We start from the raw sequence: 14,538 nt of genomic DNA on the forward strand, positions 1-14,538 counted from the left end.
CTTAAGTCCCTCGCTAGGGATGGATTTTTAGTATTAATTGATTAATCAATACCCTCCACGGAATTTATAAGTATCAGCTACTTTCTTAATCGCTACGATATAAGCCGCAATACGCATAGGTACTTTAAATTGTTGGGATGTCAAGAATACCTTATCGAAAGCATCTTTCATAATTCTATCTGAACGACGATTGATACGGTCGAGATTCCATTTATAACCCATACGGTTTTGAACCCATTCAAAATAAGATACCGTAACGCCTCCAGCATTCGCCAGAATATCTGGCACTACTAATATCCCTTTCTCATTAATAATGTCATCAGCTGAAGCAGACGTTGGGCCATTGGCTCCTTCAACAATCAATTTTGCTTGGATATAAGGTGCGTTTTCGATAGTGATAACATCTTCTTTAGCAGCAGGGACTAATACATCCACGTCTAAAGTCAATAACTCTTCATTCGAGATTCTTTCAGCCCCCGGGAAATTTGCTAATGTACCTTTGTTTAAGTCTCTGAATTTAATAGCCCCTTCAATATCAATACCGTTTTCGTTGTAATAAGCACCAGAAATATCAGAAATGGCTTTGATCATTACGCCACGTTCGTGTAATAAGCTAGCAGCATGAGAACCCACATTGCCAAAACCCTGAACGGCGGCAGTAGATTTATAAGGGTTGATTTTAAGTTTATCCATGCCAGCCAAAGCCGAAACCATTACCCCTCGACCAGTTGCTTCTGTACGACCTAACGAACCACCCAAAACCAAAGGCTTACCTGTTACAACGGCATTGACCGTCATTCCTTTTGCTTTAGAATATTCATCCATCAGCCAAGCCATTTCGCGAGGACCAGTGCCCATATCTGGTGCAGGGATGTCTCTGTCTGGACCAAACACATCTAACATCGATACCGTATAAGCACGCATTAGACGTTCCATCTCGCCAGCCGACATTTCACGAGGATTGCAGGCGATTCCACCCTTCGCTCCGCCATAAGGAATATCTACTACAGCACATTTCCATGTCATCCAAGCAGCTAATGCACGTACTTCATCAATATTTACAGCAGGGTCAAAACGAATTCCCCCTTTTGATGGACCAAGGATGTTAGAGTGTATCACTCGGTAGCCTTCAAATACCTTAATACTTCCATTATCCATTGTAATGGGTAATCCTACTGTTACCTGACGAGCAGGCACTTTAAGGATATAATACATTTCATCAGAAATTCCCAATAATTCAACCGCTTTGTCGAAGCGTTGCATCATGGATTCTAGTGGGTTTTCTTTGTCCTTGATAGGAGCGGGCTCTAAGTAAGTCATTGTTTTTATATATCCGACTGCCATTATTATAGGAGATTGAAATATTAGGAAAATACTATTTCTTGTTTTTCGCTAAATAAGTGGTAATCAGGCCTTGAGATTTGTTTTTGTTGATTATGCACAAACATAACACACTTGAAACGACAAAAACAAGTACTTTGTATGTAAGTATAAATACCTGATTTTTAATCAAAAAACATAAATTTGAGGTATTTTTGCTTTTTGCTTTTTAACTTTATGGAAGATAGATGCGTTTGCCAAATAATCGTTGGCTAATTCTAAAAATTAAGAAATTATAAAATTTTAGAAAAATTTAATTTATTCTTGAAATATTGCAAATTTTAAAATCAACAACTTATCTTTGCAAAAATTTTAAATGCTATTAATTTAATATTCAACCCAAACAGCCCTATTGAATATGAACACTATTGTAGAAGAAAAAACGCGATACTCTGAGGAAGAGCTAAAAGAATTTGAAGTGCTTATCACTAACAAATTGGAAGATGCACGTGGCGAGTTAAACTACATTCGTGAAGCATTACATAAACGTAATGATCCGGGAACAGATGTGACAGCAGGTAGCTCTAAGCCAATGGAAGATGGCGCTGATACTTCTGAAAAAGAAAGTATGAGCCAGTTAGCAGCACGTTTGCAAAAATTTGCTACTCAGTTAGAGAATGCTTTAATCCGTATCAAAAATGGCACTTATGGTGTATGCATCGATACTGGAAAATTGATTCCTAAAGAACGCCTAAGAGCTGTGCCTCATACACAACAGACAATTGAAGCGAAGTTGATGAAACAACGCTAATTATCTGAATGGCAATTTTATTGTTAATAATGATAGAGTTTTTCTGATAAAATCTCTATACACTATTTATTGTGCCCTTTTATTTGTTTCGCTCATTCAAAATTCAAAAATATTTTAATGGCTATAGCATAAATATTATAGCCTACTTTAATTGTGCATCATCATCAAACTAATCAATATGACAAACAACTTTCCTCTTTACATTCCTAGCAAAAAGCGGTTAACCGCTTTTTTGTTTTTTATGCTTATTCGTACTTGCTTCGGACAAGTACCTAATAGCTACTTTCTGCCACAGAATATTAGTTATGACCCTAAGATTCCTACCCCACAACAATATCTTGGGTATCAGGTAGGCGACTGGCACATTCAGCATGAGCAACTGATGGGCTATATGAAAAAAGTAGCTGAATTATCTGACAGGGTTGAGTTGAGTGAATATGGTCGTAGTTACGAAAACAGACAATTGTTATTATTGACGATTTCGTCTCCAAAAAACTTAGCAAATGTCGATAAAATTAAAGCAGACCATCATAAGTTAGTAGAACCCGATAAATCGTCGAGCTTAGATACTAAAAATATGCCTATCGTAGTGTGGATGGGCTATTCGGTACACGGAAACGAGGCCAGTGGTACAAATGCTTCAGTATTGGCATTATATTATTTAGCGGCGGCTCAGGGTGCTGAGATAGATTCTATCTTGAACGAATCGGTCATTTTACTAGACCCACGCATTAATCCAGATGGTGGCGAGCGTTTTTCAAGCTGGGTGAATGCCAACAAAAGCGTAAATATGGTCTCTGACCCAAACAGCAGAGAACTGAATGAAATGTGGCCAGGGGGGCGTTATAACCATTATTGGTTCGACCTTAACCGTGACTGGCTTTATACGCAACATCCAGAAAGTAAAGGCAGAATACAGAAATTTCATGAATGGAAACCAAATATCTTGACTGACCACCATGAGATGGGGCCTAATTCATCATTCTTCTTTCAACCCGGTATTCCAGCCAGAACGCATCCACTTACGCCAAAGAAAAACATCGATTTAACCGAGGTAATAGGTAAGTTTCATGCGGCAGCGTTAGATAAAATCGGGTCATTGTATTTTACGAAAGAAGGGTACGATGATTTTTACTATGGGAAAGGTTCTACTTTCCCAGACGTGCAGGGAAGTATCGGTATCTTGTTTGAACAAGCTAGTTCTCGTGGACATTTACAGGAAACTCAGAACGGCAATATGAGCTTTGCCTTTACGGTTAGAAACCAATTTGTTACTACGCTTTCTACTTTGCGTGCAGCCAAAGCGATGCGTCAGGATTTGTTAGATTATCAAAGAAGTTTCTATCAAGAAAAATCTACTTCGGCTACCAAAGCTTATGTTTTTGGCGGAGGTGCTGATAAAGTAAAGGTTTGGGAAATGATTAATATCCTTCGCCAACATGAAATAGATGTTTTCAATGTATCCAAAGATGAAACATTGGATGGAAAAACCTTTAAAAAAGGGGAGGCCTATATTGTGCCTTTAAGTCAACCACAATACCGTTTGGTTCAAGGTATTTTTGAAAAACGTACTACTTTTGAAGATTCTCTTTTCTATGATATTTCGGCGTGGTCTATGCCTCATTGTTTTAATGTGCCTTATTCAGAAGCCAAAATTGCTTTAGCTTTAGGGGATAAGTTAACGAAGAATGAATTTCCGAAAGGAAAAATCATTGGTAATACCACTTACGGGTATGTGTTTGAGTGGGATAGCTATTTTGCACCAAGAGCAGCCTATGAATTACAGAAGAAAGGCTACAAGCTAAAAGTAGCTACTGAACCTTTCACAGGAGTCTTTGAAGGTGGAACAAAAGCATTTAGCTATGGTACCGTAGAAATCACCGTTGGTTCAAATCAACAAGCTGATTTCGGGGCGTTGAAAACATTGTTACAAACACTGGCTGAAAGAGATGGTATTGACTTTTATGCTTTGCAAACAGGTTTAACACCATCAGGAATTGATTTAGGAAGTAGCTATTTCGCACCAATGCGCCAACCGAAGGTTTTAATGCTGACGGGAACGGGTGTAAATCCAAACGATGCGGGTGAGATTTGGCATTTATTAGATACTAGGGTAAACATTCCTCTATCGATGTCGGATATTACGCAAGTAAACCGCATGAGTTTAGAAAAGTACAATACGTTGATTCTTTCGAGTGGTGAATACAGTACTTTGAATGAAGAGAAAATAAAAACATGGGTTAGAGGAGGTGGTACTTTAATCGCTTTAACGGATGCGGTAGAATGGGCTTCGGCAAAAGGCTTGTCTCCTGTAAAAATTAAAAATATTCCTGCCGATACTGCTACTGCTAAACCTTATGCGTTGGCAGAACGCTATAAAGGTGCACAGCAAACAAGTGGTGCTATTTTCCAAGTGAAACTAGACCCAACGCACCCAATTGGCTATGGATATAAAGACCAAACGTTAAGTGTTTTCAGAGATAATAATATTTATTTAGAGAAAATTAAAGACCCATACAATGCGCCATTGATTTATACTAACGACCCTCTGGTAAGTGGTTATATCACTGAGCGTAACAAGAAGTTAATGAAGAATACACCATCGGTAGTAGCAACAGCTTATGGAGCAGGAAAGGTGATTGTGATGACGGATAATCCAAACTTCAGAGCATTTTGGTATGGTACTAACAAATTGTTTTTAAATGCTATTTTCTTTGGTTCAACAATACTTTCAGGCGTACGTGGAGGAGATGAGGATTAAGCTTTCGGCTATCGGATTTCAGCTTTCGAACTTATTTTAGCTTTCAGAAGTCGGCTTTCGGTTTATCGGAAGCCGACTTTTTTCTTTTAGGATTAACCGTAGGGACGAATTACATTCGTCCTTTGCTAATATTTTTTTGCTACAAAGACGAATGCAATTCGTCCCTACATTCTATTCAGATAAAAAGCCGATATCCGAAGACTGATAGCTGAAACCCGACAGCCCAAAAGCTACCAAGCCACCGTAACAGCCCCTTGTTTTTTTAATGTACCTCTTTCAGGAAAGTATTCAGCAGTATAAGTAATCTGCCAAACGAATGAATCTGGTTTTACTAATACCCCTTTGTATTTGCCATCCCAACGGTCTTCTGGACGTTTAGAGATGAATAATAACTCGCCCCAACGGTTAAAAATCTTTAATTCAAAATCTTTGATATGAGCTGTAAATACTTGAAATGAATCATTCTGAATATCGCCATTAGGCGTGAAAATATCAGGCACTAAAATGCTCGGTTCGCATCTATCTACCACATTAGTACTTGCTCGACTAGTACAACCTAACGTATTGGTTACTTCCACGGTATAAATCCCAACATTTGATACAAAAATACTTTGGTCAGTTTGTCCAGTAGGAAACCATCTATACGTTTGCCCTGCTCCGCCACCAGCATCCAATTTTATCGGTAAAGCATCTGGCACACAAAGTGGTAATTCAGATTTTAAAGGAATAAAAGGAGAGGGCAATAAGCGAACAATAATATCATCACTAGCTCTGCAATTGCCAAGATTAGCATTTAACGTATATAGCCCTTGCTGTGTAGGATAGATAAAATTAGTTGTTTGTCCAGTATTCCAACGATAAGTAACGCCCGATTCAAGATTAGTACCAATAAAATCAATACCATTTCTACAAACATCCCTATCTGCTCCTAAATCTACTTTTGGTGATTGAGCTATTTTAATCATGCTAGTTGAACTGCCGACACAACCATTTGTACCTGTTACTTCATAACGTACAATATCCGTTTTTGGATAAGGAGAAGGCGTATAAAGTCCGCCAGGAGTTACATTCGCTCCTTTCCAAACTCCTGCTGCTGGACTCGCTAATAACTGTATCGGGCGACTATTTTCGCATACTTCATTCGGAACACTAGGATTGATAACAGGAACAGGCTTGAAAGACACTAAAGATTTAGCGGTGCTGACACACTTTCCTGTAGCATCCATAACTGTTACTGTATACTGACCAGCCCTAGAAACCTTAATTTCAGGCGTATTTTCACCCGTGCTCCATGATATTGTTCCAGTGCTAGCATTAGTAGCCTTCAGAACAATTGTATCGCCCTGACAAACCAATGGAGGCACCGTAATGCTTGTAACTGTTCTTGGGCGAATGGCAATAACTAAATTACTTTCAATATACTTACAGCCCGATGGGTCTGATAATTCTAATGTATAAGTGCCAGCGCCAAGACCGCTAATTAAGTAATTTCTAGATGATACCAATATTGAACCCACAGAGCCACTTCTAACAGAAGCGTCAGGATTACCATTCAATTTTAAATCATACGTGGTAGGTTGAACACCACTATTTGTGTTAACAGTGAAAGCGATTGAACCACTATTGAGTACGTCGCAATAGGTATCTGTTGGTCTTACAATAATGTTTGGATTAGAACCCAAAGCCAATAAAGTAATATTGAACGTAGTATCACAAGAAATCGTGCTTTGAATAGATACACGATAGCTACCTGCTTCTATGCCCTTCAATGAACTTTGTGTTTGACCTGCTATAGCAATCCCGTCTTTATACCATACAAACGTATAGGTATCAGTAGGAGAGAGGTTCAGAATGTCAATTTGCCCGTCTTTAATATTACAGCTACTCGGCAATTTTCTATTGACAATGAAACTTGGCTTAGGCAACGTTCGTACTGTGATTTGGTCTTTTACTTCACAATTCGTCGTACTTTCTTTGACAGTTACCGCATAAGTACCCGCGCTACTTACTACGATGCTTGGTGTTGTTTGTCCAGTATTCCATAAAAAAGTAGTTGTTGTACTAGTACCAGCATTGCTTGCAGATAAAACGAATGAAGCATTCTGGCAAATGGTAGTATCTGCACCTAAATTAAAAGGCTTGGCTGCATACAAATTTACATTTACAGAATCTTCGGCAATACAACCATTTTTCTCTACCAATACCGTATATTTTCCAGACTTCGTTGCTACTAAAGTACGAAGGGTATCTTTAGGTGAAAAAGTACCATCTATCAACCATGCGTAATGACTATTAGGAAGGTTGTTCTCAGCAGTCAAAGTAGTAGTATTCTGACAAAGATTAATGTCATTGCCTAAATCAGCATTCGGTATGGCAAATATTTCAAACTCCTGCGGGGGTAGCAACGTATCGGCCAAACATTGATTACCCATGTTTACAAAAACATGGTATTTGCCTGGGGCAAGGAAAGTGTAAGAAACCTTTAAGCCTGCATCGCCAGCACCACCATTTACAGTGTAAACGGGCGAACCGACGGGGGTATATTTTCCATCATTGCCAGCCTGAGGAGCAGGGCCAGCATAAAATCTCCAGTCTGTTTTAGTATTTTTAAAGGTCTCTCCCTCACAAAGATGATTCGTCTGAAAATTAGAAGGCGAACCAAAACAAGTATCTGAAGCCATAATACCTACACCAGAATTTTTGGTAATGACAACCGTTGCCGTAGTGGGTAACCCCAATTGACTAGTTTTACCACTTAAGCTAAAGGCATCTCTTTGGTAATATGAAGTATCAATTTTTATTTTATTGGCATTGGTATAAGATACAGTATCATTAGGCAGTTTTATCACGCCCAAGGTATCAGTACCTTGAACGGCAAGATAAATTTTTCCATCAGGGCCTAGTTGTACCGAACCATAGTATTCTTTTTTGGAAGAATCTAACGTGATTTTTGATTTAGCTAAAGAAACAGAGTCTCCTTGAGTTAAATCATAGCGTAATAACGAAGAATACGAATCGGGCTTTTTAATGGTATCCGCCTTCATCGTCACAAACAGAGTTTTACTATTTGGAGAAAACTCCACGCCATACACCGTTGGTGGAGCGGGGCCTAAATCAATAATCCTTTTATTGGTAATTGCTCCTGTGGAATCTGCAAAGTCATACACTTCTACAAGGTTTCTTGCACCGCCAGGAATGGCAATGGCTAGTTTAGTGGCATCTTGCGAGACCTTTAAATATCCCTGCGCTTTCTCTACGGAATCTATTTTGGAGCCAATATTAATCGTTTTAGAAATAGAAATACCATTCTTTGTCACACGATACATACGGTAAGTATTTGTATTATAATCGTGTGAGATGACCCAATAAGTAGAGTCTTTTTTAACAAATGTTGAAATAAGGTTCTCAGTAGAAGAAACGTCGTCTAAGGGAAGGTTTTTTTGGATAATTTTTCCTTTTCCTTGATTCAATCGGATATCAACAATTGAATACGTTAATTTCTTTTCACCATTAATTTCTGTTGTGGTAAAGATATAATAATATGACTGACAGCCTTGACAACTAGGCTGGGGAACAATCACAGCCGATTGGGTAGAATACGAACTTCCCTTTAAAGTATCAGCAGGGTTGATTGCCGCCATTTCATTCCCATCTTTGTCATATACTTTTCGCCCGTCGGTATAAAATAATAAATTACCATTTTGGTCTGCTATCGACGATACCCCTTCTACTGTATTTAATTTTCCTTCAGTATCTGGTGTAGCTGAACCATTTGAGAACTTGATACCAGCATTATTCCCAAAGAACCAAGATGTTTCTGGTGGTTTGGGAGGAGGAGGTACGCAAAGTTGAACATTGATTTTGTTTTGAGCCGAACATCCAGTTATCGTATCGGTTACTTGTACCGAATAACAGCTTGTTGTATCGGCAATAAGCGTCTGCGTAGAATCGCCTTTAGGAAACCATCGATATTTATATTGAGGTTGTGCACCCCCATTTCGATAAGGGTCTAAGAGTATTGTACTGCCCTTACAAATAGTCGTGTCTTGTTGTGATGGTGTTTGCCCCAAAAAGAAAGCTTGTGGAGGAGCATTAATCGTAATTGTTTTTGTATAAGTTACGGGAATACCATTTTCTGTACGAATAAGTGTTACTAATTTAGGACCGGGGGTAGAATATAAGTGTGCAGGGTTTTGTAAAGTAGAAACGTTTTTTAGTGTACTGGTAGGGTCACCAAAGTCCCATCGCCAAGCAGTTGCCGCTGTTGTACCTAAATCTTTAAAAATTGTTGCTGCTGTAGAATCCGAACATTCCGACAAACAAGTTTTTGTTGCACTGAATTGAGCACTAGCCGTGTTTGTACAAACCCATGTAATAAAAACACAGGTGATGAGCAAAAAAAAACGTTGTATGCTACTAATTCTAAACATTCTTTCGTTATAAAAATATAAATACTCTTTGCTTTGATATAGACAGGTATTATACCTAAAAGGTTGGATGTGAAAATAGTTATTATAAAAATGGTTTTTAATAAAAAAATCTTCTTTAAATTTAGATTTTTCTGTGTTAAATAAACTAGAATTTATTGTTCATCGTTCAAATAAACAGAATTATCATCCGCCGATAATATAAACGAAATTTATAAGAGTATAGCACTTTTCTAACGGAATATAATGCTTAAAATAATAGAAAACACAAAATGGTACAAAAATATGTAGATAAAGTACATTTTGTCAATAAAAATATTATCTGAATAAAAATATCTTATTAAGATTTAACATTATGATTTACTGTTGATAAAGATGCATTTAACCATTCCGAATTCCATGTTGCAAAGAAGTTTCCTGTTTGTATTTTGTATGTTAACTTGGTCTTTTGCTAAGGCGCAAGACCCTCAATATTCACAGTTTTATGCAGCACCTATGTTCCTTAATCCTGCTTTTGCTGGGTCTGCAAAAGCAGCTCGTGTCAGTTTAAATCACAGAAATCAGTGGCCATCTTTAAGTGCTAACTTTGTGACCTCCTCCCTTTCTGCTGATATGTATTTAGATAAAATCAACAGTGGCGTAGGGATATTACTTACCTCAGACCGTCAGTTTACTAACTTGGTAACTACGGATATTGGTGCGTTATATTCTTATCACCTTAAAATCAATGATGGATTAAGAGCAAACTTAGGGATACAAGGTTCGTATGTAACACGTGGGGTAAATTTTGCTGACTATACGTTTGGTGATCAAATTAATACTTATTTGACGACAGGAGCATATCCCCGCTATTCGTCTGATCAGATTTTACAAGGGGGTAACAATTTGACTCCCCAATTAAAATATTGGGATTTTTCAACAGGTGCTCTTTTGTATGGAGAACAGTTTTGGGTGGGGGCTTCATTCCATCATATCAATCAACCTAACCAGTCATTTTCTAATGCAAATGCAGCCTTGCCTATGCGAATAGGTATTCAGGCAGGGTTTAATATTCCTTTGGCCGACTATATGTTGGGGAATAATCTTGGCGATGCAGTTGATAAAGAAAAAAGTATTACCCCTGTGGTTCACTACAGACGTCAAGGGCAATCAGACCAATTAGACGTAGGTGCTTATTTAACTTATTCCCCTATCGTAATTGGTGCATGGTATAGAGGTATTCCTTTGAAATCGTATAAGAAAGATAATGTTAGTATCGTTAGCCACGACGCCTTGGTTTTTTTGGTAGGCTATCGTCAAGATAATTTTTCTATTGGTTACAGTTATGATGCCACCATCTCTTCCCTAAGCTCGACAGGTGGTGCTCATGAACTATCAATTTCTTATATTTTTACAGACTTGATTCAGTCTAAAAAGAGTAATCGTCCAAGAAAAGGAGAACTAAAGTGTCCAAAGTTTTAAAATCTTTACACAAAGCCTGATTTTTCTAAGGGATTGATAATTAATAAATTGAAAAGCAAAAACAGCTCACTTGTCATAAGTGAGCTGTTTTTGCTTTTAGGATACAGAATAGTTTTATTCTCCCAACTTCTTATAACGAATACGTTTTGGCGTAGCATCGTTACCTAAACGTTTTTTACGGTTTTCTTCATAATCAGAGAAGTTTCCTTCAAACCAATATACTTGCGAATTACCTTCAAATGCTAAAATATGCGTGGCGATTCTATCTAAGAACCATCTATCATGGGAGATGACTACAGCACAACCACCAAAGTTTTCAAGAGCCTCTTCTAAGGCACGTAATGTGTTTACGTCCAAATCGTTGGTAGGCTCATCCAGCAATAGAAGGTTGGCACCCTCTTTCAGCATCATTGCCAAGTGTACACGGTTACGCTCTCCACCCGAAAGATTACCAATTTTCTTTTCTTGATCGGCACCGTTGAAATTAAATTTACTAACATAGGCTCTGGCATTTACTTGCTTTCCTCCCAACATAGTATGTTCTGTACCTCCAGAAATAGTTTCAAAAACTGATTTATCAGGTTTTAACTGATTATGCTCTTGGTCAACATACGCCATCTGAACTGTTTCACCAACTTCAAATGTTCCTGCATCTGGCTGCGCTTGTCCCGTAATCAATTTAAACAACGTCGTTTTACCCGCACCATTTGGCCCGATTACCCCAACAATACCCGCAGGTGGTAACGAGAAGGTGAGGTTATCAAATAATAATTTATCTCCGTAAGCCTTTGTTACATTGTTTACTTCAATTACTTTATTGCCTAGTCGTGGACCAGCAGGGATAAATAACTCTAGTTTATCTTCTTTCTGGCGGTTTTCCTCCGACATCAATTTATCGTAGGCCTCTAAACGTGCTTTAGATTTGGCCTGACGTGCTTTGGGCGCCATGCGTACCCATTCTAATTCACGTTGTAATGTTTTCTGACGACGAGATTCCGTCTTTTCTTCTTGTGCTAAACGATTTTGTTTTTGCTCTAACCAAGAAGAATAATTTCCTTTCCAAGGAATACCTTCGCCTCTGTCTAATTCTAAAATCCAACCCGCTACGTTGTCTAAGAAATAACGGTCGTGGGTTACGGCGATTACCGTTCCTTTGTATTGACGTAAGTGTTCTTCTAACCACAAAACAGACTCGGCATCCAAGTGGTTGGTAGGTTCATCTAATAAAAGTACGTCTGGCTCTTGTAATAACAAACGACACAAAGCAACACGACGTTTTTCACCCCCAGAAAGGTTGGCGACGTTGGCATCTGAAGGCGGACAACGCAAGGCATCCATGGCTCTTTCTAGGCGAGTATCCAGTTCCCAAGCATTATAGTGGTCTAATTTTTCTTGAACCTCTCCTTGGCGTTCTAAAAGCTTATCAAAATCTGCATCAGGGTCACCAAAAGCTTCGTTGATTTCGTCGAATTCTTTCAATAAAGCGACAATTTCCGACACGCCTTCTTCTACTACTTCCTTCACTGTTTTAGTAGGGTCAAGCTCTGGCTCTTGTTCTAACATTCCGACAGAATAACCCGCCGAGAAAACAATATCACCAGTATAGCTTTTATCCTTACCAGCAATAATTCTTAAAAGTGAAGATTTCCCAGAACCGTTGAGACCTAAAACTCCAATTTTTGCTCCGTAGAAAAATGATAAGTAGATATTTTTGAGTATTTGTTTTTGGGGTGGAACGGTTTTAGAAACACGTTCCATAGAAAAAATAATGGTTTCCTGACTCATCGGGTTAATTTATCGTTTAATGTAATTTTTTATCAATTCAAAAAAATGCCAAAGTTCATGCAACAGAAAACAGTTTTCCTTGTCATTTAATTACGAACAATTTATTTCAAATAAATTTTATAATCATTTATTCAAAGATAGTATATTTAATCAAAGCCTGCTTACCTTTCTTGTATGATAGCTGTATTTGTCATTTAAATCGCTTAATTTAAGCAGTACGTATATTATTAAATAATATTTTAACTATTTGAGGTTCACTTATATTCATTTATTGTTTATTTTGGGCTGTATTTAAGCGTTAAAATAAAAAAGTTATGAATAGATTGATAATGTAAACAAATCATTAGATTTTTTGCTGAAAATCAGTAAATTGCGAAAAATTTAGGTGTAAGAAGAGTTTCCATTTTCAAAATTTGTTAATTTTAGAATTTTGAAATTATTTTCAATTAGATTCGTTTCATTAATAATAGAAAAATCAGACTTTTTAAACAATCACAAAACTACTAAAATAAATTCAACCTAAACCATGAATCTCTTAGAGTTATGAGCCTTGCCAGACACTCTAATCATGTAATGTAAACCAATGGAAAATACAGTTAAGAACTCCGCCGACTATGGCTATTGTAAAGATGGTAAGGTCTATTTAAAAGGATATTCAGAATATCCAGAACGTCAGATTGGTGTTGTTAGAAACACAGAAGAGGAGGCCTTACAATATTTCGTTAATCGTTTTACGATTGCTGAAAATAAAGTAGCCTTACTTTTTGAACAAGTAGAAGAAGCTCAGAACAAAGGTTCTTATCTTACCAAACTACTTCAGCTTCGCAAAAATCTTGTAGAATTTGATGGCTTAGGAAATTTTATGCCCTTACTCGAACGTTTGGATGGCCTAGAATTGGAATTAAGAGAGCTTATTCTGCACAACCAAATCAAAAATCTTGAAATAAAAAGAGCTTTGATTGAGGAGTTGAGAGAAGCAAGTAAGAGCGAAGAGTGGGCAGAAACTACAGAAATCATTATGGAAATTAAAACCAAATGGTTGAAAACTGGCCCTGTTGATAAATCTTTACAAGATAGCGTTGAAGAAGAATTCAATGCGATTGTAGATGATTTCTTCGTGAGACGCCGTGAATATTACGCTGAGAAAAACAGAATCATTGACGAAAAACTTGCGACACTTCAACGTATTGTTGATGATGCTCGTAATTTACGTTATGAAAAAGATGTAGACGCTGGATTCCTTAAAATTAAGGATTTACAACGTGAATGGAAAACAATTAGTCAGGTTCCGCCTAAAAAGCAAAGCCAACTTTGGAAACAGTTTAAACGTTCAAGTGATTTCTTCTTTGAGCGCTACAACCGTGAAAAAGGAATTGTATCAACACCAAGAGTTGATCCAAGAGTACAGCAGATGAAGGATATGACCACCGAATTGGAAGGATTGTTCAAACAACAAGAATTAATTCCACAAACTTCGGAAAAGGCAAAAGGATATTTAGTAAAATGGAAAGAGCTATCGGCTCTTGCTAAAAATGTTGATAGAGGAATTGCTGAACGTTTCAGAAATATCTGTGATAAGATTTTCGAAATGAATTACTTGTTAAGAGTAATTAGCTATCGTCACCCTGCTTTGCATGAAAAACCAAGAATTGAGCAATTGAAAATCATGATTAATCAAATGGATTACATGACTAAAAAAGAGAAAAACGAACTAGATTCATTTATCTCTGATGCTAATTACAATGGTCAAATGGGAGATAAGTTGGTGATGAATAAAATCAACACGCAAAAACGTAAAATCTCTATGAAAGAAACATTACTAATTGAGTTCAAGAAAGAGCTTGAGATTTTGTTAGACCAATAGATTTTGTTTAGACTTTAAGATTGAAGACTCAAGACAAAAGTAGTAAGACTGAAGATTACTAGTAATTTGAATTGAGATAAGAGTATAAAAGCCTCCTGATACAAATCGG

The 14,538-nt window shown here is 37.4% G+C and carries 7 protein-coding genes; 4 read left to right on the plus strand and 3 right to left on the minus strand.

From position 1 onward, the window contains the following. Positions 1-45: 45 nt before the first annotated feature. Positions 46-1,320 (minus strand): Glu/Leu/Phe/Val family dehydrogenase, encoded by a 1,275-nt coding sequence (locus tag AC07XN_RS11950; RefSeq protein ID WP_309922964.1) that lies wholly within the window; start codon positions 1,318-1,320, stop codon positions 46-48. Positions 1,321-1,738: 418 nt separating this feature from the next. Here AC07XN_RS11950 and AC07XN_RS11955 point away from each other — a divergent pair, with 418 nt between their 5' ends. Both AC07XN_RS11955 and AC07XN_RS11960 read left to right on the plus strand, forming a co-directional pair. Further along, on the plus strand, positions 1,739-2,131 hold the full coding sequence (locus AC07XN_RS11955; RefSeq protein WP_309922962.1) for a TraR/DksA family transcriptional regulator: 393 nt from the start codon (positions 1,739-1,741) through the stop codon (positions 2,129-2,131). 178 nt (positions 2,132-2,309) lie between these two features. Further along, the gene (locus AC07XN_RS11960) at positions 2,310-4,892 is read left to right on the plus strand and encodes a M14 family metallopeptidase (RefSeq protein ID WP_494743248.1); all 2,583 of its coding nucleotides are present in this window, start codon (positions 2,310-2,312) and stop codon (positions 4,890-4,892) included. Between the two features lie 230 nt (positions 4,893-5,122). Here AC07XN_RS11960 and AC07XN_RS11965 read toward each other — a convergent pair whose 3' ends face one another. Then, a complete protein-coding gene (locus AC07XN_RS11965; protein WP_494743249.1) occupies positions 5,123-9,289 on the minus strand; it encodes a T9SS type B sorting domain-containing protein in 4,167 nt (1,388 codons plus the stop codon). 429 nt (positions 9,290-9,718) lie between these two features. Between AC07XN_RS11965 and AC07XN_RS11970 the strand changes: the two genes are divergently transcribed. Beyond that, positions 9,719-10,780, plus strand: coding sequence for a PorP/SprF family type IX secretion system membrane protein (locus tag AC07XN_RS11970; RefSeq protein ID WP_494743250.1), 1,062 nt, complete (start codon positions 9,719-9,721; stop codon positions 10,778-10,780). 114 nt (positions 10,781-10,894) lie between these two features. On the opposite strand, the gene ettA is transcribed toward AC07XN_RS11970, so the two are convergent. Then, a complete protein-coding gene (ettA, locus tag AC07XN_RS11975) occupies positions 10,895-12,565 on the minus strand; it encodes an energy-dependent translational throttle protein EttA (RefSeq protein WP_494743251.1) in 1,671 nt (556 codons plus the stop codon). 583 nt (positions 12,566-13,148) lie between these two features. Between ettA and AC07XN_RS11980 the strand changes: the two genes are divergently transcribed. Then, positions 13,149-14,429: a DUF349 domain-containing protein gene (locus tag AC07XN_RS11980; protein ID WP_494743252.1), complete on the plus strand. Its 1,281-nt coding sequence runs from the start codon at positions 13,149-13,151 to the stop codon at positions 14,427-14,429. The last annotated feature ends 109 nt before the right edge of the window (positions 14,430-14,538 follow it).

The sequence above is a fragment of the Arcicella sp. GW458-12-2-14-TSB2 genome (assembly GCF_059423785.1).